The 22,633-nt window shown below is 60.5% G+C and carries 19 protein-coding genes; 3 read left to right on the forward strand and 16 right to left on the reverse strand.

All coding sequences use genetic code 11. The features are described from left to right. Positions 1-2 precede the first annotated feature (2 nt). The 9 genes from O3W47_RS01190 to O3W47_RS01230 form a co-directional block, all read right to left on the reverse strand. Positions 3-1,487: a mannitol dehydrogenase family protein gene (locus O3W47_RS01190; RefSeq protein ID WP_269312739.1), complete on the reverse strand. Its 1,485-nt coding sequence runs from the start codon at positions 1,485-1,487 to the stop codon at positions 3-5. A gap of 61 nt (positions 1,488-1,548) precedes the next feature. Beyond that, positions 1,549-2,325: an L-iditol 2-dehydrogenase gene (locus tag O3W47_RS01195; protein ID WP_020811195.1), complete on the reverse strand. Its 777-nt coding sequence runs from the start codon at positions 2,323-2,325 to the stop codon at positions 1,549-1,551. Beyond that, positions 2,322-3,320 (reverse strand): ABC transporter ATP-binding protein, encoded by a 999-nt coding sequence (locus O3W47_RS01200; RefSeq protein WP_269312740.1) that lies wholly within the window; start codon positions 3,318-3,320, stop codon positions 2,322-2,324. The genes O3W47_RS01195 and O3W47_RS01200 overlap by 4 nt, the downstream gene beginning before the upstream one ends. Before the next feature lie 12 nt (positions 3,321-3,332). Continuing rightward, positions 3,333-4,157: a carbohydrate ABC transporter permease gene (locus O3W47_RS01205; RefSeq protein ID WP_003525171.1), complete on the reverse strand. Its 825-nt coding sequence runs from the start codon at positions 4,155-4,157 to the stop codon at positions 3,333-3,335. A gap of 263 nt (positions 4,158-4,420) precedes the next feature. Further along, on the reverse strand, positions 4,421-5,293 hold the full coding sequence (locus O3W47_RS01210; RefSeq protein ID WP_104679882.1) for a carbohydrate ABC transporter permease: 873 nt from the start codon (positions 5,291-5,293) through the stop codon (positions 4,421-4,423). A gap of 174 nt (positions 5,294-5,467) precedes the next feature. Continuing rightward, positions 5,468-6,781: an ABC transporter substrate-binding protein gene (locus tag O3W47_RS01215; RefSeq protein ID WP_137454235.1), complete on the reverse strand. Its 1,314-nt coding sequence runs from the start codon at positions 6,779-6,781 to the stop codon at positions 5,468-5,470. Positions 6,782-6,925: 144 nt separating this feature from the next. Continuing rightward, the gene (locus O3W47_RS01220) at positions 6,926-7,879 is read right to left on the reverse strand and encodes a sugar-binding transcriptional regulator (protein ID WP_080821073.1); all 954 of its coding nucleotides are present in this window, start codon (positions 7,877-7,879) and stop codon (positions 6,926-6,928) included. A 292-nt stretch (positions 7,880-8,171) separates the two neighbouring features. Further along, on the reverse strand, positions 8,172-10,022 hold the full coding sequence (locus tag O3W47_RS01225; protein ID WP_269312741.1) for an ABC transporter ATP-binding protein: 1,851 nt from the start codon (positions 10,020-10,022) through the stop codon (positions 8,172-8,174). Positions 10,023-10,070: 48 nt separating this feature from the next. Further along, positions 10,071-11,234 (reverse strand): M20 aminoacylase family protein, encoded by a 1,164-nt coding sequence (locus tag O3W47_RS01230; protein ID WP_104679881.1) that lies wholly within the window; start codon positions 11,232-11,234, stop codon positions 10,071-10,073. Between the two features lie 305 nt (positions 11,235-11,539). Here O3W47_RS01230 and O3W47_RS01235 point away from each other — a divergent pair, with 305 nt between their 5' ends. The 3 genes from O3W47_RS01235 to O3W47_RS01245 all read left to right on the forward strand — a co-directional run bounded on the left by O3W47_RS01235 (position 11,540) and on the right by O3W47_RS01245 (position 15,316). Beyond that, complete coding sequence (locus tag O3W47_RS01235; RefSeq protein ID WP_269312742.1) at positions 11,540-13,249, forward strand: peptide ABC transporter substrate-binding protein; 1,710 nt, start codon at positions 11,540-11,542, stop codon at positions 13,247-13,249. Between the two features lie 143 nt (positions 13,250-13,392). Then, entirely contained in the window at positions 13,393-14,403 is a 1,011-nt protein-coding gene (locus O3W47_RS01240) for an ABC transporter permease (protein ID WP_127758461.1), read from the forward strand. Further along, positions 14,396-15,316: an ABC transporter permease gene (locus tag O3W47_RS01245; protein WP_003523158.1), complete on the forward strand. Its 921-nt coding sequence runs from the start codon at positions 14,396-14,398 to the stop codon at positions 15,314-15,316. Before O3W47_RS01240 ends, O3W47_RS01245 begins: the two co-directional genes overlap by 8 nt. Before the next feature lie 164 nt (positions 15,317-15,480). Here O3W47_RS01245 and O3W47_RS01250 read toward each other — a convergent pair whose 3' ends face one another. The 7 genes from O3W47_RS01250 to O3W47_RS01280 all read right to left on the reverse strand — a co-directional run bounded on the left by O3W47_RS01250 (position 15,481) and on the right by O3W47_RS01280 (position 22,618). Further along, on the reverse strand, positions 15,481-15,831 hold the full coding sequence (locus O3W47_RS01250; protein ID WP_135399606.1) for a ribbon-helix-helix domain-containing protein: 351 nt from the start codon (positions 15,829-15,831) through the stop codon (positions 15,481-15,483). 70 nt (positions 15,832-15,901) lie between these two features. Continuing rightward, positions 15,902-16,468, reverse strand: a complete 567-nt coding sequence (locus O3W47_RS01255; protein ID WP_167857164.1) for a DJ-1/PfpI family protein — start codon at positions 16,466-16,468, stop codon at positions 15,902-15,904. Between the two features lie 97 nt (positions 16,469-16,565). Beyond that, a complete protein-coding gene (locus tag O3W47_RS01260) occupies positions 16,566-17,963 on the reverse strand; it encodes an amidase (protein ID WP_269312743.1) in 1,398 nt (465 codons plus the stop codon). A gap of 53 nt (positions 17,964-18,016) precedes the next feature. Beyond that, entirely contained in the window at positions 18,017-18,838 is an 822-nt protein-coding gene (locus tag O3W47_RS01265; protein ID WP_269312744.1) for an ABC transporter permease, read from the reverse strand. Next, on the reverse strand, positions 18,835-19,785 hold the full coding sequence (locus O3W47_RS01270; protein ID WP_269312745.1) for an ABC transporter permease: 951 nt from the start codon (positions 19,783-19,785) through the stop codon (positions 18,835-18,837). The genes O3W47_RS01265 and O3W47_RS01270 overlap by 4 nt, the downstream gene beginning before the upstream one ends. Before the next feature lie 212 nt (positions 19,786-19,997). Beyond that, positions 19,998-21,533, reverse strand: a complete 1,536-nt coding sequence (locus tag O3W47_RS01275; protein ID WP_269312746.1) for an ABC transporter substrate-binding protein — start codon at positions 21,531-21,533, stop codon at positions 19,998-20,000. Positions 21,534-21,715: 182 nt separating this feature from the next. Beyond that, positions 21,716-22,618 (reverse strand): LysR substrate-binding domain-containing protein, encoded by a 903-nt coding sequence (locus O3W47_RS01280; RefSeq protein ID WP_269312747.1) that lies wholly within the window; start codon positions 22,616-22,618, stop codon positions 21,716-21,718. Positions 22,619-22,633 lie beyond the last annotated feature (15 nt).

A 22,633-nucleotide genomic window follows, 5' to 3' on the forward strand; every position in this document is an offset into this window, starting at 1 on the left:
GGTCACTTTTCAGCCAGCTTGTCATCCAGATAAAGCTGCAACGTCTTCGCCGTGCCTTCTTGCCACAGCGTCTTCAATGCATGGGCAAAGCGTTTACGGAAAAGCTCCGATTCGGCAACCGTTCCGAAGATGTCTTCGAGCGCGAGGAAGGCCATCGGATCGTCCTTGGCCTTGATCGCCGCTGCCTGAAGCCGGTCGGCGCTGGCGTCGTTGAAGGCAATTTCCTTGCCGCTATCGGAGGTGCCCTGGAAATAACGGCACCAGAGCGCCGAAACCAGCGAAAGGCCGACAATATCCTCGCCGCGCGCCAGACGGTCGGCGGTGGAGGGCAGGATGAATTTCGGCTGGCGGTTGGAACCGTCTTGCGCCAGACGCGGAATGGTGTCGCCGATCTTCGGATTGAGGAAACGCCGCTCGATCAGCGCGAAATAATCGGCAAGATTCGTATCGGGAACCGGCGGAATGACCGGTATGATCTCGTCATTTTCAAGCTTTGCCAGAAATGCCCGGATCAGCGGATGTTCCATCGCCTCATGCACGAAATGAATGTCGAGCAGCGCCGCCGGATAGGCGATTGCCGCATGGCCGCCATTGAGGATGCGGATTTTCATATGCTCATAGGGCGCGACATCTTTCACGAACTGTACGCCAGCCTTTTCCAGCGCCGGGCGGCCGGCGGGGAAGTTATCCTCCATCACCCATTGCTTGAACTCCTCGCAGAAGACCGGCCAATTGTCCTCGATGCCGAAATCGTCACGGGCGATATTGCGTTCGCGCTCGCCTGTCGCGGGCGTGATGCGGTCGACCATGGAATTGGGGAAAGCGACGTTTTCGCCGATCCAGTTGGCAAAGGCCGGATCGGACAAGGCCGCCAGCCCGTCCACGGCATTTTTCGTGACCTTGCCATTATGCGGAATGTTGTCGCAGGACATGACGGTGAAGGGTTGCAGCCCCTTGTCGCGGCGCGCCTTTAGCCCGGCGACGATGAGGCCGAACACGGTTTTCGGTGAAGCCGGGTTTCTGCCATCCTCGGCAATGGCCGGGTGCTGCGGGTTGAAGGAACCGGAAGCATCGATGAAATAACCGCCCTCGGTAATCGTCATGGAAACGATGCGGATTTTCGGATCGGCGAGCGTGTCGATGATCGCCTTCGTGTCGCCGACCTTCAGAATGTCGATCATCGGCCCGGTGACGCGCGCGCCGGTGCGGTTATTGTCCTGCTCCACCACCGTCGTCAGGAAATCCTGCGCGGCAAGCTTTTCGCGCATCACCGCATCGGACGGCAGAACGCCAGCGCCGATGATAGCGAAGTCATGGTCCGCACCTGTGTTGAACAAGTCATCCAGATAAACCGCCTGATGGGCGCGGTGGAAATTGCCGACGCCGAAATGCACGATGCCGGCGGAAAGATCGGCCCGGGAATAGGCCGGAACCGCCGCCGTTTTTCTGGCGTCGTCAAGCGTTGCGAGGGAGAGTTTGCATGTCATGTCACGATCCTCGAAGGGGAAACGTTGTTCGTGCCAAGGCCGGGCGACAGGCGCCCGATACTCAGCTCATCCAGTTGCCGCCATCGACATTATAGGTCTGGGCGACGATGTATTCGGCCTCATCGGAGGCAAGGAAGATCGCCATGCCGGTCAGGTCTTCGGCACGGCCCATACGGCCGAAAGGTACGGCCTCGCCGACCAGCCGCTTCTTTTCGCCGGCCGGGCGGTTTTCATATTTCGCAAACAGCGCATCCACGCCGTCCCAGTGCTCGCCATCCACCACGCCCGGCGCAATCGCATTGACGTTGATGCCGTGCCTGATGAGATCGAGCCCGGCCGACTGGGTGAGGCTGATGACGGCGGCCTTGGTGGCGCAATAAACCGCCACCAAGGCCTCGCCGCGCCGGCCCGCCTGGCTTGCCATGTTGATGATCTTGCCGCCTTTTCCCCGAGCGATCATTGTTTTTGCGGCGGCCTGCATCATGAACAGCGTGCCGGACACGTTGATCGAAAACAGTCTTTCGTAGCTCTCGCGTTTGATCTCGACAATCGGTGCGAGGTCGAACAGCGCGGCATTGTTGATGAGGATATCGAGCCCACCGGTCTGGCCCTCCACCGTGCGGATAGCGGTGTCGATGGAATGCTGCTTGGTCACGTCGAGTTCGACGGCATAGGCATTCTCGCCGATCTCGCGGGCGGTCTTGCTGGCGCGCTCGAAATCGATATCGGCAATGGCGACGGTTGCCCCCTCGCGTATATAGGCTTCGGCAAAGGCACGGCCAATGCCGCGCGCCGAACCCGTTATCAGCGCGGATTTGCCTTCCAGTCTTCCCGTCATATCGCCACACCCTTTTCATCGAACCTGTGGATCTTGGTGTCATCGGGCGTGATGAAGACGGTATCGCCGTGTTTGCACTCGAACTCGCCATCGGTCCTTGCGGTAATCGGCCCGATGCCGTTCACCTCGAGATGCAGGAAGGTATCCGATCCGAGATGTTCGGCCACCGTCACCTTGCCCTGCCACAGTCCGCTTTCCTTCGACAGCACCAGATGCTCCGGCCGCACGCCGGCGGTGGTGGCGTTCTTGCTGCGGGCGAAGTCGCCGGTGATGAGGTTCATGCGCGGCGAGCCGATGAAGCCGGCGACGAAGAGGTTGGCGGGGGAGCGGTAAAGCTCCATCGGCGAGCCGACCTGCTCGATATTGCCGCGGTTGAGCACGACGATCTTGTCGGCCATGGTCATGGCTTCCACCTGGTCGTGTGTGACGTAGATCATCGTCGTCTTCAGCGTGTTGTGCAGTTCTGAGATTTCCAGCCGCATGGTGCCGCGCAGCGCCGCATCGAGGTTGGAAAGCGGCTCGTCGAACAGGAAGGCGGAAGGTTCGCGTACGATGGCGCGGCCGATGGCGACACGCTGGCGCTGGCCGCCCGACAGCTGCGAGGGCCGGCGCTCGAGATAATCGGTAAGGTTCAGCACCCGGGCCGCGTCTTCCACCTTCTTATCGATGATCGCCTTGTCGAGCTTAGCCATCTTCAGCGGGAAGGCGATGTTGTTCCTAACACTCATATGCGGATAAAGCGCATAGGACTGGAACACCATGGCAAGGCCGCGCTCGGCCGGGGCCTTTTCGGTGACATCCTTGCCGTCGATGACGATCTTTCCGCCGGAGACATCTTCCAGCCCGGCAATCAGCCGCAGCAGCGTGGACTTGCCGCAGCCGGAGGGACCGACGAAGACGACGAACTCGCCGTCGTGGATATCGAGATCGATCGACGGGATGACCTTTGCCTCACCGAAGACCTTGGACACGTTCTGAAGGGAAATGCTGCCCATGTTTGTCGTTCCTTATTTCACGGCGCCAAAGGTCAGGCCACGCACGAGTTGTTTCTGCGAGAACCAGCCGATGACGAGAATGGGGGCGATCGCCATCATCGAGGCGGCCGAGAGTTTTGCCCAGAACAGCCCCTGTGGGCTTGAGAAGGAGGCGATGAAGGCCGTCAGCGGGGCGGCATTGGTGGTCGTCAGCCGGATGGTCCAGAAGGATTCGTTCCAGGCGAGGATGACGTTCAAGAGCAGCGTCGAGGCAATGCCCGGAACCGCCATCGGGGTCAGTACATGGACGATCTCGTTCCACAGCGATGCGCCATCCATGCGGGCGGCTTCCAGAATCTCGCCGGGAATTTCCCGGAAGTAAGTGTAGAGCATCCAGATGACGATCGGCAGGTTGATGAAGGTCAGCATGATGGTGAGCCCGATGCGGGTATCGAGCAGGCCGGCATTGCGGAAGATCAGATAGATCGGCACCAGCACGGCGACGGCCGGCATCATCTTGGTGGAGAGCATCCACATCAAAATGTCCTTGGTGCGCTTGGTCGGCGAAAACGCCATGGCCCAGGCGGCGGGAATGGCGATGATCAGCGCGATGATCGTCGAGCCGAGCGACAGCACCACCGAGTTCATGAACGGCTTGAAGTAATCGCGCTGGGTCTGGACCGTCACGTAATTCTCGAGCGTGCCCGACGGAATGAGGCTGAAGCCGGCGATTGCCTCGGGCTCGGTCTTGATCGAGGTGAGGAAGGCGTAAAGGATCGGGAAGAACAGCAGCAGCGCCACGGCCCAGGCCGCGATGGAAAAGCCGATCTTTGCGCGAGTGGTTGTCTTGCGGGCCATGATTAGACCTCCCCTGAAGCGATAGCGGCAAAAGCACGGCGCTGTTTTTGTGTGGAGACGGAGACATCCGCTCCACCCTCATCCCTGTGCTTGTCACAGGGATCCAGCCAGCCCAAGTCTTTGGGCTGAGAAAGAGTCTTCCCGCCGCGCCGACGCACGTCGGCTGGATTCCTGTGACGTCCTCGGGCTTGTTCCGGGGAACAGGAATGAGGGAGGTTGGAAGGCAGTCCAGAGAACAAAACCATGGTCATATCGCGCTCCCCCTACCGATCCAGATTCTTGCCGACGGCGCGCATCAGGAAGATGGCGACGATATTGGCGAGGATGACGGCGATGATGCCGCCGGCCGAAGCGCCGCCGACGTCGTAGCCCAGAAGTGCTGTGCGATAGATGAGGAAGGCGAGGTTGGTGGAGGCGTAACCGGGGCCGCCATTGGTGGTGACGAGGATTTCCGCATAGACGCCAAGCAGGAAGATCGTCTGGATGAGGATGACGACGGTGATGGCGCGCGACAGATGCGGCAGGGTCAGATAGACGAAGCGGTTGACGAAGTTGGCGCCATCCATCTCGGCCGCTTCCTTCTGTTCGCCATCGAGCGACTGCAGGGCGGTCAAGAGGATCAGCGTTGCAAAGGGCAGCCATTGCCAGGCGACGATGATGATGATGGACAAGAGCGGAAACTGCGCAAACCAGTCGACCGGCTGGAAACCGAAGAAACGCGACAGATCGGCAAGCACGCCGTAGCCGGGATGCATGATCATGTTCTTCCAGACCAGTGCGGCCACCGGCGGCATGACGAAGAAGGGCGAGATGATCATGATGCGCACGATGCCCTGGCCGAAAATGTCATTGTCGAGCAGAAGCGCAATGGCGATGCCGCCAACCACCGTGATGAGCAGCACGCCGCCGACGATCAACAGCGTGTTCCAGATCGACTGGAAGAAGGCCGGATCGGTATAGAAATACTGGTAATTGAAGAGACCAGCGAAGCTGACATTGGCCGGGTTGAGGAGATTGTAGTTCTGGAACGAGAACCAGAGCGTCATCGCCAGAGGCACGATCATCCACACCAGCAACAACAGCACCGATGGCGCAAGCATGACCCGCGCTAATCCGCTTGTGTTTCGGGTTGCCATTGCACTCACCTCCCCTTGGGCCTGGGCGTCACGACATGCGCCCGGCATATCCGGAAGAACCGGCTCATTCTTGTTTTGATTTGAAAGGCTTAAACGCCACCATACAGACCGGCGGCTTGCCGTCCCCAAGGATCGCTGCCCGGCATTGGCGCCGGGCAGCGATCTTCGGGAGGATTACTTGATGTAGCCGGCGCGGGTCATTTCACGCGTCGCGGTCGACTGGGCGCCCGCAAGCGCATCGTCAACGCTGGACTGACCGGCAACGACCGCCGAGAACAGCTGACCGACCGTGGTGCCGAGCGCCTGGAATTCAGGGATCGCCACGAACTGACCGCCGGTGTAAGGCACGGGCTTTACGGTCGGCTTGGTGATGTCAGCGGCATCCATGGCGGCAAGCGTCGGCTTGGCGAAGGCTGCGGCCTTTTCGTAATCGGCGTTCTTGTAAAGCGAGGTGCGGGTGCCCGGAGGCACGTTTGCCCAGCCTTCCTTGGAAGCGACGAGCTCGGTATATTCCTTGCTGGTTGCCCAGGAGATGAACTTCTCGGCCGCTTCCGCCTTCTGCGAGCTCTTCGGGATCGCGAGGTTCCACGACCACAGCCAGTTGCCGTGGTTCTTCAGCTCGCCATGGGTCGGGAAGATGGCGTAACCGACCTTGTCGGCAACGGTGGAATCCTTCGGGTTTGAAACGAAGGAGGCAGCGACCGTAGCGTCGATCCACATGCCGCATTTGCCCTGCTGGAACAGCGTCAGGTTTTCGTTGAAGCCGTTCGAGGATGCACCGGAAGGGCCGGCATCTTTCATCAGATCGACGTAGAACTGCAGGGAGCTTTTCCACTCCGGCTGATCGAACTGCGGCTTCCAGTTTTCATCGAACCAGCGGCCACCGAAGGAGTTGGTGAGCGCGCTGATGAAGGCCATGTTTTCGCCCCAGCCGGCCTTGCCGCGCAGGCAGATGCCGTTAATATCGGCCTTGCGGTCGGTGATCTTGCGGGCGGCGTCGCCGATGAATTCCCAGGTCGGGTTATCCGGCATCTTCAGGCCGGCTTTTTCAAACAGGTCCTTGCGATACATGATCATGGCGGATTCGCCATAGAAGGGCGCGGCGTAAAGCTTGCCTTCGCTGGAGAGGCCGCCGCGGATCGCCGGCAGCAGATCGTCGACGTCATATTTGTCGCCGAGCTTCTCGAGCGGCAGCAGCCAGCCCTGCTTGGCCCAGATCGGCACTTCGTAATTGCCGATGGTCATGATGTCGTATTGGCCGCCATTGGTGGCGATATCGGTCGTCACGCGCTCACGCAGGACGTTTTCTTCAAGCGTCACCCACTCGACCTTGATGTCGGGGTTCTTGGTGGTGAAGTCCGAGGTCAGACCCTGCATGCGGATCATGTCGCCGTTGTTGACGGTGGCGATGGTCAGCGTCTCGGCGGAAGCAAGGGTCGAAAAGGCGAGTGCCGAGCATGCGCCCAGCAAAATGGTCTTCAATGTCATATCTTCCTCCCAGAAGAAAAATGATGAGCATTCGCTTTGCTCTAGGGCATTTACTCACCTCATCAGCAAAAAAGTCAAGCGACATCCTGTGCTGCGACGCACATGGAAAAACCAAGCCATTGATTTTATGTGTTTAATTTTTGCTCAGTGCGTGAGCAAATATTCGCTTGTGACTTCATCGGTGATTAGGCCGTTCAGCAGACCACCCCTCAGCGCCGCCAGAATCGAGGCGTTCTTGCGTGCGCCCTGCGCCATGCCGATGACGGTGCAGGTCTCTCTTGAAGGGATGGGAACGGAGGCGACGCGCTCGTTGACGGAATGCTCGAGAATGCGGCCATTGGCATCATACATCCAGCCGCAAATCTCACCGACGGCCCCGCTGGCCATCAGCGCCTTCATCTCATCCACGCCGAGGAAACCATCGACGCAGAGCGGTGCGTTTTCGCCAAGTTCGCCGACACCGACGAAGGTGACATTGGCGGCAGAACCCAGCGCCAGCGTGGAACGCACCATGGACTGGTCGTGCAGCAATTCGCGCTCTTCCGCAGAAGAGCATAGAACCGGCAGCGGCATTGGGAAATGCCGGGCCTTGATGGCATCGGCCATGCTGAAGATGACGTTATAATAGGCGGCCGAGCCATCCGGCCCGATATTGCCCGTCAGCGACACGATGCGGTGCTGCGGGCACTCCATCGGCGGCAACTGGTCCACGGCGGCCTTCAAGGTACGGCCAGTGCCGATGGCGAGCACGATGGGATCGGCATTTTTCAGCCAGCGCTCGATTTCCGCCGCCCCGGCCTCGGCAATGCCGACAGTGGAGGAGACCCCGGCCGGATCGCTCGGCACCACTTCGATATATTTCAGGTCGAATTTCTCTTTCAACCGCTCGGCTTTTTCGAGACAAGCGGCGATGGGGTGATCGAGCCGGACCTTGATCAGCCGCTCGGCGACGGCCAGTGACACCAGCCGCTGCGCCGACTGCCGGGAGATGCTCATGGCGGCGGCGATCTCATCCTGCGTGCGGCCGGCGACATAATAAAGCCAGCCGGCGCGGGCCGCATCGTCCAGCCGTCCATGTGCGTCGTTTCGTCTGGCCATGCCGCTGCCCTTTTCCGAATTCTGCTTGCGCATTTGCTGGCATTTTTTTGCGTCGGCTGTCAAACGGCGGATGTGCGCAAAGACTATACGGCGCGAAAATCGGCGGATGAGGAACGGTGAACGACGGGCTTATACGTCCGTGTCGTTATTTTTCGTCATTCCGGCCTTGAGCCGGAATCCAGCCACGGCGCGTCTGCACCGTGAGAAGAGTCTCTTGCGATCAAGGACTTGATCGCGCTGGACCCCGGATCAAGTCCGGGGTGACGATGCTGGATTATGCCCGCACCCTCATTCACGCCGCTTCCTGCACCAGATGCCCTGCGGAAACCTCGCGGTAGTGGCGCTGCGGCGGCACATAGTCCACCGGCCGGATCGGGCTTTTGATCTCGTCGGTCGCCATGTTGCGCCGGATTTGCCGCCGCGCCGGGTCCGGCACCGGAACGGCGGACATGAGCTTCCTCGTATAGGGATGTTGCGGATTGTCGAAAACCGCCGCACGCGGGCCAATCTCGACGATCTCGCCAAGATACATCACCGCCACACGATGGCTGACGCGTTCCACCACCGCCATGTCATGGCTGATGAACAGGAAAGCGAGATTGAGGCTCTGTTGCAGGTCGAGCAGCAGGTTGCAGACCTGCGCCTTGATCGAAACATCGAGCGCCGACACCGCCTCATCGGCGACGATGACCTTGGGGTCGAGCATCAGCGAGCGGGCGATGGCGATGCGCTGGCGCTGTCCGCCGGAGAACTCATGCGGGAAACGCCGCATCATATCCGGGCTGAGGCCCACCTTTTCCAGAAGATCGGCCGCCTTTTCGCGGGCCTGCTGTTTGGTTCCGAGGCGATGCTCGATAAAGGGCTCCATGATCGCCGTGCCGATGCTCATACGCGGATCGAGCGAGGCGAAAGGGTCCTGGAAGATCATCTGCACGCTGCGGCGCATGGTGCGCAGCGTCGTCTTGTCGAGCTTCAGCACCTCGTAGCCATCGAGCATGACATTGCCGGATGTCGGCTCGATCAACCGGGTGATCGAGCGGCCCGTGGTCGACTTGCCGCAACCCGATTCGCCCACCAGAGACAGGGTTTCGCCCTCGGCGAGATCGAAGGAGACCTTTTCCACCGCATGCACGGCCCCAGATTTGCGGCCGAAAAGGCCGGTGCGGATATCGAAACGGGTTGTCAGGTCCTTGACCGAGAGAATTGGCGTGCGGCCGCCGGAAACAGTATCCTTGACCTCGACCACAGGCTGGCTCTCGCCGGTCTTGATATCGATGATCGGGAAACGCGCCGGCAACGCCCTTTCCTTCATCGAACCGAGCTTCGGCACCGCCGAAAGCAGAGCGCGTGTGTAAGGGTGGCGGCCGCGATGGAAGATATCGTCGGTGGCGCCGGTTTCCACCACATCGCCGCGGAACATGACGATGGTGCGGTCCGAGACTTCTGCCACCACGCCCATATCATGGGTGATGAACAGGACCGACATGCCCTCCTCTTCCTGCAGCGTCTTGATGAGGTCGAGAATCTGGCCCTGAATGGTCACATCCAGCGCCGTCGTCGGCTCGTCGGCGATCAGCAGCTTCGGTTTGGAGGCGAGCGCCATGGCGATCATCACGCGCTGGCGCATGCCGCCGGAAAACTGGTGCGGATAATCGTCGAAACGGTTCTTCGCGTTGGGAATACGGACTTTCTCAAGCAGGCGGATGACCTCGGCGCGCGCGGCGGAAGAGGAAATATCCTGATGCACGGTCAACGCCTCGGCGATCTGCTTGCCGATCGGGAAGATCGGGTTGAGGCTGGTCATCGGCTCCTGGAAGATCATCGAAATGTCCTTGCCGCGAACCTTGCGCATCTCCTCTTCCGGCAGCGCCAGCAGGTCGCGCCCGCCGAGCATGACCTTGCCTTCCATCCGGCTCGTCTTTTTATCGAGGAGCCGCATGATGGAGAGCGAGGTGACGCTTTTGCCCGAGCCGCTCTCACCAACGATCGCCACCGTTTCGCGCGGCGCTATCTCGAAACTCATATTGCGGACCACGGATTTCCAGCCGCCATCGACGCGGAAGGATGTGGTGAGATTTTGAACCGATAAAACCGGGCTTACCGAACCGCCGGTCTGTTCCATGGACGTCGCCGCCAAAAGCATGCCAATCTCCTGAAAAGCAAAAGGCGGCCATGAAGGCCGCCGGATGTCTTACGCAGCAAGTGCGGTTTCGGCCATCGAAACCCAGTAGCTGATGCCGTAAGGCAGCGCATCGTCGTTGAAATCATAGGCCGCATTGTGCAGCCCGGCGGTATCGCCATTGCCGATGAAGATGAAGGCGCCGGGGCGCGCTTCGAGCATATAGGAGAAATCTTCCGCCCCCATATGCGGGTTCGGATTGGTGTTGACGGCGTTCGCACCGGCCACGCCCATCGCCACGCCGGTGGCGAATTCGGTTTCGTCACTGTGGTTGAAGGTGACGGGATAACCGCGATGATATTTCACCTCCACGGTGGCGCCATGCGCCATGGCGGTGGCGGTCGCCACTTCCTTCAGGCGCTTTTCGGCGAAATCGCGGGTTTCCGGCAGCAAAGTGCGCACCGTTCCCGTCAGCGTCACCGCACCGGGAATGACATTGACGGCCGTGCCGCCATGGGTGGTGGCGACGGTGACGACGAGCGATTTCAGCGGATCCGTCTCCCGCGAGACAATGGATTGCAGGGCGATGATGATATGCGCCGAGGTCAGCACCGGATCGATGGAAAGATGCGGGGCGGCCGCATGACTGCCCTTGCCGGTGATGACGATTTCGAAACTATCCGCCGCCGCCATGGTCGACCCCTTGCGGATGGCGAAATTGCCGACCGGAATGCCCGGCTCATTATGCATGCCATAGACCTGCGAAATGCCGAATTTCTCCATCATGCCGTCGTTCAGCATGGCGAGCGCCCCCGCGCCGCCCTCTTCCGCCGGCTGGAAGATGACCGCCACGGATCCCTTGAAATTGCGGGTCTCGGCCAGATATTGCGCCGCCCCAAGAAGCATGGCGGTGTGCCCGTCATGACCGCAGGAATGGGCCTTGCCCGGCGTCTTCGAAGCCCAGGGCTTGCCGCTCGTCTCAAGGATCGGCAGCGCATCCATGTCGGAGCGGAAACCGATGGTCGGGCCATCCCCGTGCCGACCCTTGATGATGCCGACCACGCCGGTTTTGCCGATGCCGGTCTCGACCACGTCGCAGCCGAAGGATTTCAGTTTTTCCGCCACGAATTTCGATGTTTCGAAGACATCGTAGAGCAGTTCCGGGTGTTCATGCAGATGGCGCCTCCAGCCGGCAACTTCTTCCTGCATTTCAGCCACACGGTTCAATATCGGCATTCTCTTTTTCCCTTTTTTTGTTCCCCGCCGGGTTGTCGGACGCCATATTGCGTTTGGAATTTCTCGTTTTGCAAGCATGAAATTTGCTGCATGAGCGAAAAATAGGCCCAAAACTGAATGGCTCAATTTTTGTTCATCAAAGAAACATTGGGACTTGCTTTTCAAAAAAACTGACAATAGCATCATCGGGAATGGAGGAGTATTCCTTAGCAAAGTCAAATACTTAGAATAACAGACCTTGCACATGACGACGGGAAAAGCGTCAAACATTCAAATAGATAAAATCCAAAAAGGGGAAAACTACAATGAAGAAGCGCAGCGTTCTCTTTGCCAGCACGGTGGCGGCCATGGCCTTGGCAGGCTCTGCCGCCCATGCCGAGCGTGGCAGTGACGGCGAACTGAAAATCCTGTTCTGGCAGGCCGTATCGACACTCAATCCTTATCTTTCCGGTGGCACGAAGGAAGTCTACAGCTCGTCCATGGTGATTGAGCCGCTGGCGCGCTACGACGAAAAGGGCGAGCTGGTGCCGATGCTGGTCACCGAAATTCCGACGATCGACAATGGCGGCGTCGCGAAGGATTTGCTCAGCATGACCTGGAAGCTGAAAAGCGACGTGAAGTGGTCGGATGGCACGCCGTTTACCGCCGAGGACGTCATTTTCACCTGGAAATATTGCACCGCACCGGATGGCGGCTGCGCGCAGGCCGCGCAATATGAGGGCGTGAAGAATGTCGAGGCCGTCGACGCCCACACCGTCAAGGTCAGCTTCACCGAACCGAAACCCTACCCCTATTCCGCATTCGTCGGCGCACAATCGCCGGTCATCCAGAAGAAGCAGTTTGAAAAATGCGTCGGCGCTGCCGCACCCGGCTGCACATCCGCCAATTTCGGTCCCATCGGCACCGGCCCCTTCGTGGTCAAGGATTTCAAGCCGAATGACGTGATCAGCTTCGTCGCCAACACCAATTATCGCGACCCGGCCAAGCCCGCCTTCGCCACGGCGACCCTGAAGGGCGGCGGCGATGCCGCTTCCGCCGCACGCGCCGTGCTGGAAACCGGCGAGTTCGACTATGCCTGGAACATGCAGGTGGAGCCGGAAATCCTCGCCACCATGGTGGCTGCCGGCAAAGGCAAGCTGGAAACCGCCTTCGGCACCCAGGTCGAGCGTATCAATCTCAACTGGTACAATGCCGATCCGTCGCTGGGCGACAAGCGCTCCACCAAGGAGGGCGGCCCGCACCCGGCCCTTTCCGATCCGGCCGTGCGCCGTGCATTGTCGCTTGCCATCGACCGCGATGTCATCGACGAAGCGGGTTATGGCGAAGCGGGTAAGCCGACCTGCAACATCGTGCCGGCTCCGGAAGCCGTCGCTTCCACCAAGAATGACAGCTGGTGCCTGAAACAGGATGTGGAAGGCGCAAACAAGCTGCTCGACGATGCCGGCTGGGTGAAGGGCGCCGATGGCATTCGCGCCAAGAATGGCGTGAAACTTTCCTTCCTCTATCAGACCTCCACCAACTCGGTTCGCCAGGCCACGCAGGAACTGGTGAAGGACATGTGGTCGCAGATCGGCGTTGCCTCCGAACTGCGCAATGTCAGCGCCTCGGTCTTCTTCGGCGGCGATCCGGCAAGCCCGGATACCTTCCAGAAATTTTATGCCGACGTTGAAATGTACACCAACAATTTCGACGGCACGGACCCGGAGAAATATCTGGCGGAATGGCTGTGCGACAAGATCCCGGCGCCGCAAAACGGCTGGCAGGGCCAGAATATTCCGCGTTATTGCAACCCGGAATTCGACAAGCTGGTCGGCGAACTCTCCAAGACCGCGGACCTTGCCAAGCGTGGAGAGATTTCCAAACAGCTCAATGACATGCTGACGGAGGAAGGCGCGCATATTCCGCTCATCCACCGCGGCAGCGTTTCCTCGCATTCGCTGACGCTGGAAGGCGTTCGCATGAATGCCTGGGATTCGGAACTCTGGAACGTCGCGGACTGGTCCCGCAAGAAGTAACACGCAGATGGGCCGGCTTCTCTCCTTGCAGGGGGCGGCCTTCTGCATGCCCCTGGACCATGATCTGAAGACACATTTGCCGCGTTAAGGCGAAAACGCTCCCAATTTTCGTTCTGCCGCGCTCTGGGTCTGGAGAGTTTCAGATGTTTACCTTTACGCTCCGGCGGCTCGCCTTTGCCGTACCGACGCTGCTTGTCATCAGCTTCGTCATCTTCGCGCTGCTCGATCTTGCGCCCAACGACCCGACCGGCGACCTGCCGCTCACCATCCCGCCGGAAGTGCGCGAGCAAATCCGCGCCTCGCTCGGCCTCGACCAGCCGTTCTTCATCCGTTACCTGATGTGGCTGCAGCAATTCTTCATCAACGAACCGCTGAACCTCATTGAAAGGCTGACCGGCTGGCAGATCGGCGACGGCAGCCGCATGCGGGTGCTCTCCTGGGCGACACGCAGCCCGGTGGTCGATCTCGTCATTCAGCGCATGCCGCAGACGCTGTGGGTGGTGGGCCTCGCCTATCTCTTCGGTGCGCTGCTGGCGATCCCGATCGGCGTCATCTCCGCCTATAAGCAATATTCGATCTTCGACCAGATCGGCACCTTCGTTTCCATGGTCGGTTATTCGGTGCCGACCTTCTTTACCGGCGTGCTGCTGGTGGTCGTCTTCAGCTCTTACCTGCAATGGTTCCCTTCCGTTTATGACACCAACCTTCAGGTGACCGACTGGGGCAGTTTCGTGGCGCAGGTAAAGCAGATGTTCCTGCCGGTGCTGGTGCTGACGCTCTATAATGTCTCGCAGATCAGCCGCTTCGTGCGCGCCTCCATGCTCGACAACCTGCACCAGGATTATGTGCGCACCGCGCGCGCCAAGGGCGTGAAGGAAAAATCCGTGCTGCTCGTGCACGTGCTGCGCAACAGCCTGATCCCGGTGGTGACCGTGATTGCGCTCGGCGTGCCGACCATCTTTTCCGGCGCCATCATCACCGAACAAATCTTCCGCGTGAACGGGCTTGGCCAATTGCTGATCACCGCCGTTCAGGGCGCGGATATTCCGCTGGTGCAGACGCTCACCTTCATTTTCGCGGTGCTTATCGTGCTCTTCAACCTGATTGCCGACGTGCTGTACGGCATTCTCGACCCGAGGATCCGCTATGACTGACGCCACCATCGCAGCGCCGACGGTTGCGGCCACCCCCACGCAATCCGCCCTTGCCGATATCTGGAAACAGTTCCGCGTTCACAAGGGCGGCGTGGCGGGGCTCTTCGTCTTTGTCTTCATCCTGCTGGCGGTCTATGTCGGCCCCTATATTCACACCGTTGCGCCCAACGCCATCAACGTGAAGGCGCGCAACCAGTGGCCGTCGCTCGCGCATCCCTTCGGCACCGATAATCTCGGCAAGGACATGCTGGCGCAGGTGCTGGCCGGCGGGCGCATTTCGCTTGCCGTCGGCATCACCGCCATGCTGCTGGCGCTGTTCCTGGGCACGCTGGTGGGCGTGCTGTCGGGTTATTTCCGCAGGCTCGACGGGCCGCTGATGCGGCTGACCGACCTGTTCCTCGCCCTGCCGCTTTTGCCGCTGCTGCTTGTCATCCTGATGCTGTTCCGCGATACGTTACGTGCCGCCTTCGGACCGGAAACCGGCATCTTCATCCTCATCGTCTTCGTGATCGGGATAACCAGCTGGATGCATACGGCCCGTATCGTGCGCGGCGATGTGCTGACGATCAAAAGCCAGGAATTCATCATGGCGGCGAAATCGAGCGGCATGCGCGAATACCGCATCATCCTCAGGCATATATTGCCGAATGTACTGAGTTCGATCATGGTCTCGGCCACGCTCGGCATTGCCGCCGCCATCATCACGGAATCCGCGCTCTCCTTCCTCGGCCTCGGCTTTCCATCCGATTTCCCGACCTGGGGACGGCTGCTGTTCGATGGTGCCAACTTCCTGCAACTGACGCCCTCGCGCGTGCTGTGGCCGGGGCTGGCGATCTCGCTGACGGTTCTGAGTGTGAATTACATCGGCGATGCCGTGCGCGATGCGCTCGATCCACGGGCGCTGAAGAGCTGAGCGCTCCCCTTCCCTCATCCCTGTGCTTGTCACAGGGATCCAGCCAGCCCAAGTCCTTGGGCTGAAAGGACTCTCCCCGTCGCGCGGACGCGCGTCGGCTGGATTCCTGTGACAAGCACAGGAATGAGGTTGAGGGGAGCCCCGGCACAAAAGCGGGACGCACCCTAGTGATAATTCACCTTTTCCGCATCGAGAATGCTGTCCGCATCCAGCGCGGCAATCGGAATATCGCTGCGCGCCGGAATATCGCCGGAAAGCTGAAGCGCCAGATAACGCCCGCAGCAGACCCGAAGGAATGAGGTGAAATTGCCGAGATCGTGCCCGGCATCGATCGATTCATTATAAAGCTTGGCGATGAGCTGCACGCCGTTCATGCCGTCGCGCCGCGCGATCTCGTCCAGCGTCGCCCAGAAAAAGTTTTCAAGCCGCACGCTGGTGACCATGCCATCGATCCTGAGCGACCTTGTATGGCTTTCCCAAAGCGTCGGGTCTGCCTTGATGAAAAGCTTGCACATGGTTTCCTCCCTTACCACGCCTGAAAGATAGGCGGAAAACGGGACTGGAAAAAGCCCCGTTTCGCCGACCTTATTTGCCGAGCACGGCCATGAATTGTGAAAGCCAGGCCGGATGCGCCGGCCATGCGGGCGCCGTTACCAGCTTACCGTCGGTAACAGCCGCATCAATGGCGATATCGGCATAGGTGCCGCCGGCCAGTTCCACTTCGGGGCGGCAGGCGGGATAGGCAGAGCAGGTACGGCCCTTCAAGACGCCCGCAGCGGCGAGCAATTGCGCGCCATGGCAGACGGCGGCCACCGGCTTGTCGGCCTCAAAGAAATGTTTCACCGCCGAAAGCACATCCGCATTGAGGCGCAGATATTCCGGCGCACGACCGCCCGGAATGACCAGCGCATCGTAATCCGCAACCGTGATATCGGCGAAGGTGGCGTTGAGCGCGAAATTATGGCCGCGTTTTTCCGAATAGGTCTGGTCGCCCTCGAAATCATGGATGGCCGTGGCAATGGTCTGGCCCGCCTTCTTGCCCGGGCAGACGGCATGCACCGTGTGGCCGACCGCAGCCAAGGTCTGGAACGGCACCATGGTCTCATAATCCTCGGCGAAATCGCCGGCGATCATCAAAATCTTCTTCGGCATGTCTGCTCCTCCCGTTTTCGAATGCCTCTGGGCACCCTAACAGGCGGGATCGAGATGCGGGTATTATGGCAATACTACAGGGCCGATAAAGGTGGGATCAGCGGGCCTGCGGCGGCGGTGGCCAGCGTCTTACACCGCCGCCCCAATTCTCGAAGGCCTTTGAAAGCTTCAACACGAACAAATCCTCGTAACGCGGCCCGACGATCTGCAAGCCGATGGGCATTCCCGATCTGGAGAAGCCGCAATTGATCGAGGAGGCCGGTTGTTCCGACATGTTCCACGGCACGGTGAAGGCGATATGTTCGAAGGGCCGTTCCGGATCATTGGTGGGCGAGGCCCAGTCGGCCGGATAGGACACGATGGGATTGACGGGTGAAATCACCGCATCAACGGACTGCATCAACCGCCCGCAGGTCTTACGCATTTCCATGGTCTGGTTGAAACCGAAAACGGCGCGCGCGCCGGAAATATCCGCCCCCTTCTGCGCCCATTCATGAATATAAGGAAGGATCGCGGCGCGACGGTCCGCGCTCAGCGCCGCCATGTCGCCCCAGAACTTCGCCCGCCAGAAATCGTCCAGCCCATCCAGCATTTCCCGTGTCAGCACTGGCTCGACCGGTATGACGATGGCGCCAGCCGCCTCGAACAGTTTCGCGGCGGAGAGCACGGCGTCGCGCACCTCTTCGTCCAGCGGCAGGCCGCAGCCGGCATCCAGCATCAGGCCGATTTTCAGGCCCTTTACATTAATATCGAGGTTCATCCAGTTGATATCATTGGGCGGCAGCGATGTGCCGTCGCGCCAGTCGGGGCGCGAAAGCGTCGCCATGGCATAGGCGGCGTCGGCAACGGTGCGGGTCATCGGCCCGGCGCAGCGGCCGGTATAATAGGGATCGACCGGGATGCGGCCCTGGCTTGGCTTGAAACCGAACAGGCCGGTCCACCCCGCCGGCAGCCGCACCGAGCCGCCAATATCCGTGCCGATATGCAGCGTGCCGTAACCTGCAGCCCCTGCCGAGGCAGCACCGGCGCTGGAGCCGCCGGGGTTCTGGGTGGGATCCCACGGATTGCGGCTGAGCTTGTGGAAACTGGAAAGGCCGGAGGAAAGCATGCCGTAATCCGGGCAGGTCGTCTTGGCGTAAATAATCGCGCCATCCTCGCGGCAGCGGGCGGCCACCGGCGCGTCCTCAACCGCGGGCACCAGTTCCACAGCTTTGGTGCCGAGCGGCACCGGATGGCCTTTCGTGGCGATCAATTCCTTCAGCGAAACCGGAATGCCATCGAGAGCCCCGAGCGTTTCGCCTTTTTGCCAACGTTGCGTCGAGGCCAGCGCCTGCCTGCGTGCATCTTCCGGATCGTAAGCATAAAGCGCGTTCACCACCGGTTCGAAAGCATCGATGCGCGCCTCCACCGCCTGCCAATATTCCGATGGCGAAAGCTTCCTGTCCCGGTAAAGCGCCAGGATTTCGAGCGTGTTGAGGTCTATGAGATCGGTCATGGCATCGTCTCGTCAGAAAAACAGGAAATAGGGGCGATATCGGCTTGAAACGGTCAGCTCGTATCGCGCGGGTCCAGCAGGTCGCGCAGGCCGTCGCCGAGAAGATTGAGGCCGAAGACGGCGAGCGCAATCGCAAGGCCGGGCATGATGGCGAGCCAGGGTGCGGTGCCAAGATAGGTCTGGGCATCGGCCAGCATCCGCCCCCAGGTGGCGGCGGGCGGCGGCATGCCGAGACCGAGGAAGGAAAGGCCTGCTTCCGTCAATATCGCAAGACCGAGCTGGGTCGTCACCTGCACGATGATCTGGTTGGAAATATTCGGCACGATATGGAAAAGCGTGATCTTGGCGCGGTTCTGGCCGATGCTTGTGGCGGCGGTGACATATTCCCGCGACCATATCTGCAACGCCGCCCCCAGTGTCAGCCGGGCAAAGACCGGCACCATGAAGGTGGCGATGGCGATGATGGCGGTAAAACGGCCCGTGCCGATGAAAGCGCCGAGCATCATCGCCGACAGGATGGGCGGCACGGCGAAGATGATGTCGCAGATGCGCATGACCACGGTTTCGGTGAAACCGCGCAGCGCCGCAACCGCCACGCCGATGGTCGTGCCGATAAATGCGCCGATGACGACGGCGGCGATGGAAGTGGACAGCGAGTTCCACGCACCGGCCATCAGCATGGACAACACATCGCGGCCGAAATGATCCGTGCCGAGGCCGCCATAAACGAAGGGCGATTTCAGCTTCTGGACGATCTGCATCTTTGTGGGGGACACCGGCGTCCAGACCAGCGACAGAAGGGCGACTGAGACCAGAAAGACCGTGACGGCGATGCCGACGGCAAAAGCGGGGCGACGGCGGATCAATCGCATCATCGCGCACCTGCCCGCAGTCTCGGATCGATGAAGAGATAGGCGATATCGACCACGAAATTCATGACGATCACCAGCGCCGAGAAAAACAGCACGACGGACTGCATGACGACGATATCGCGCTGGGTCAGCGCCTGATAGGCAAGCCGCCCGAGACCCGGCAGGTTGAAGACATTCTCCACCAGCACCGCGCCGGCAATAAGGAAGGTGAATTGCAGGCCGATCATGGTGACGACAGGGATCATCGCATTCGGCACCGCATGCCGCCACAACGCCACCCGCTCGCTCAGGCCCTTGGCGCGGGCGGTGCGCACGAAATCCTCATTCATCACTTCCAACACGGCGGAGCGGCACACACGGGTGAGAACGCCGGCCTGCGACAGCGCCAGCGCCACCGCCGGAAGGATGAGCGCCGTGAGACCCGCTGAAAAGCTCGGCGTCCAGCCGGGAAAACCGCCAGCCGGCATCCAGCCGAGCGTGGTGGAAAAAATGATGATGAGCAGCAGCCCGACCCAGAAGCCGGGCACGGCAATGCCCACATGCGAAAACAGCCCGGCCGCAAAATCCAGCGCCCCGTTACGGCTCCTCGCCGCCGCCACGCCGAGCGGAATGGCGATGGCCACCGAAAGGCAAACGGCCAGCAGCGCAAGCGGCAGGGTAACGGCCAGCCGCTCCAGGATCAGGCCCGCAACCGGCACGCCATAGGTATAGGATTGCCCGAGGTCGCCCCGGAACACGCCGGCCAGCCAGTGGAGATAACGCAGCGGTAGCGGCTGATCGAGGCCCATCTGCTTCTGCAGCGCGGCGAGCGTATCGGGGCTCGCCGAGGTTCCGAGCATGATGGCCGCCGGATCGCCCGGCAGCAGGCCCATGACGACATAGATGATGAGGGAAACGGCAAACAGCGTGATGACGAGGCTTAAAAGACGCCGGATGAGGACGGCTAACATCTGGCATCTTCTCCTTGCTTTGTTTCGCCTGCGGTCGAAGGTCCAGTTACCTCTCTCCCGTCATTCCGGCCTTGAGCCGGAATCCAGCCGACGCGCATCTGCGCCGGGGAGAGAACCCTTTCAGCCCAAGGACTTGGGCTGGCTGGATGCCGGATCATCCTCGGGCTCGACCCGGGGACCGGCATGACGGAATAAATGGATGTCGACAAACGTCACTCTTCCCAATGCACATCCGTCAGCACATTCGAGGGAATGGGCTCGTTTTCCCACAGCCCCTTCACCTTCTTGTCCCAGACGCCGAGTTTCGGCATGACGAAAAGATAAAGGGCGGGCACGTCTTCCGCGAGGATTTTCTGGGCTTCGCCATAGAGCTTTTCCTGCTCGCCGGCATCCGCCGTTTTTTCCACATTCGCCACGACCTCGTTGAAGGCGGGGTTCCTGTAATTGAAATAATAGGGGTCGCGCGCGTAGATATCGATATCCATCGGCTCGGCATGGGCAACGATGGTCATGTCGTAATCCGCGCCTTTAAGAACATCCGCCACCCATTTGGCCGGAAACTCGGTGGTCTCGATGGTCATGGTCACGTCGATTTCGGCAAACATCGCCTGCAGGATTTGCGAGGTGCGCTGGGCATAGGCCATTTGCGGGGCCTTGATGGTGAAGCTGAAACCATCCGGATAACCGGCTTCGGCAAGCAGCGCCCTCGCCTTGTCTATATCGTAAGGGTGAACCCCGGTCGTATCGATATAGCCGCGGTCATTCGGCGTGTAATGGCTGCCGATGGCGGTGCCGAAGCCGGACCAGGCGCCTTCGATCACCGTGCCGCGATCCACCGCCATCATCAGCGCCTGACGCACACGCTTGTCATCGAAAGGCTTGCGGGCATTGTTCATGCCGGCCACGACCTTCAGCTCGGTGTTGCCGACGAAGGTGCCGAGGCGCGCGTCGCCATCGAAGGAGGTCATCAGTTCCGGTGCGCCGAATTCCGGGAAGGCATCGATATCGCCGGATTTCAGTGCGGCGGCCTGCGCCTGCGGATCGGAGACGAAACGGAAGGTCGCCTTGTCCAGCTTTACCGAAACGGCCTTGTCCCAATAGGCGTCGTTCTTCTGCAGCTCGACCTTGTCGCCCTTGGCCCAGTTAACGAATTTGAACGGACCGGTGCCGACAGGAGTGGTACGGTTATTCTCGGCGCTTTTCGGCGCCACCATCACGGAGGCGGGCCAGCCGAGCCAGTAAAGAAGGCTGCCGGCCGGCTGCTTCAGCTTCAGCACCAGCGTTGCCGCATCCGGCGTCTCGATAGTGTCTATGGCGGCGAAGAAGCGTTTCTGCGGATTGACCGAGCTTTCACCACGCGCCCGATCCAGCGAAAATTTGGCGACAGAGGAATCGAAAGCCTCGCCATCATGGAAGGTCACGCCCTTGCGCAGCTTGAACGTATAGGTCTTGCCATCAGGGGAAATTTCCCAGCTTTCGGCAAGCTGCGGCTTCACCTTGCCGTCGCGGTCGATCTTCACCAGACCTTCGAAGACATTCTGCCAGGTGACCTGGCCGATGGCGACGGGGGCGGCGATGGTCGGATCGAGACCGGCCGGCTCGACGGCCATGCCAAGCGTCAGCGCGGTTTTCGGCGCGGCCTCGGCGACCGTTGCCGAAAGCGGCAGCCAGAGCGCCGCGCCCAAGGCAAGGGTCAGCGCGGTACGGCGCGAAAGCGTTGCCGCCTGCGAAAGATAAGTGCGTGGCATCATTGTCCCCTGTCTGGCGGCCGGGGCATTTTTGCCCTCGGAAGACCGCCCGTTGCAAAAAGAGTGTCATGTTGCAGGCGCACACACAATCTCGATTTTTGTGTGCTCCGTGTAGCTGAAATGGCTACACGGAAATGCAGATGGAAATCAACCTTCCGGGCGGAAAGACCAAACCGTCCCGCTTATCCCGCCGTCGCCTCGCGCATGAAGCGCTCAATGAAATCGGCGAGCTTGGAGGCGGCGAAGGAGAGTTGGCGGTCGGGGGCGACGCAGAGGTCGATCTGGGTGTGAATGCCTTTTTTGCCTGCCAAGGGAACGGCGACCATCTGCCCGCTGCGGATTTCCCGCGCCACCGAAAGCGCCGGCAGAAGCGTGGCGGCGGCATGGCCCAGCACCAGTTCCTTCAGCATTTCCAAAGAGCTGGTAATGAAGACGGGATCAAGCTCGATGTCCGCATCGGCAAACAGTGTATCGAAGGCCTGACGCGCCGCGAAACTTTTATCCGGCAAAGCAAGCGGCAGCCCGGCCAGCTCTTTCAGCGAGACCTCCGGCTGTGCCGCGAGCGCATGGCCGGCCGGGAAGATGGCATCGTAGCTGATGCGGGTGCGCGAGCGCACTTTTACGCCGGAAAGCTTCGGCGCGAACAGGCTGACAACGAGATCGGCTTCCGCCGCACCCAGCGCCTCCATCGCCTGCCGGGCGCTGGTAATATGCACCTCGAAACGCAGCTTCGGATATTTGAGGCTGAATTGCGCCAGCACCGGCGCCAGAAGATTGGCCACCGTCGCGCCATTGGCATAGACCGTGACCCGGCCGCGCTGCAGGCCTTTCAGATCGTCGATGAGCTGGTGCACATGGTCGAGTTCCCGCAGCGTCTTGCCGGCGCGGGCGGCGAGCAGCTCTCCCGCAGCCGTGAGCTTCACGCCGCGGCTGGAACGCTCCACCAGTGGCGAGCCGAAATAATATTCGAGGTTCTCGATCTGCCGGCTCACCGCTGTGGGTGCCACATTCAGGTTTTCCGCCGCGGCGCGCATGGAATTGGTGCGGACCAGTTCGTCGAAATACATCAGGGCGCGCAGTTGCATGGTCTGGATACCTTG

The organism is Agrobacterium sp. LMR679 (genome assembly GCF_027157905.1).
GTDB lineage: Bacteria > Pseudomonadota > Alphaproteobacteria > Rhizobiales > Rhizobiaceae > Agrobacterium > Agrobacterium leguminum.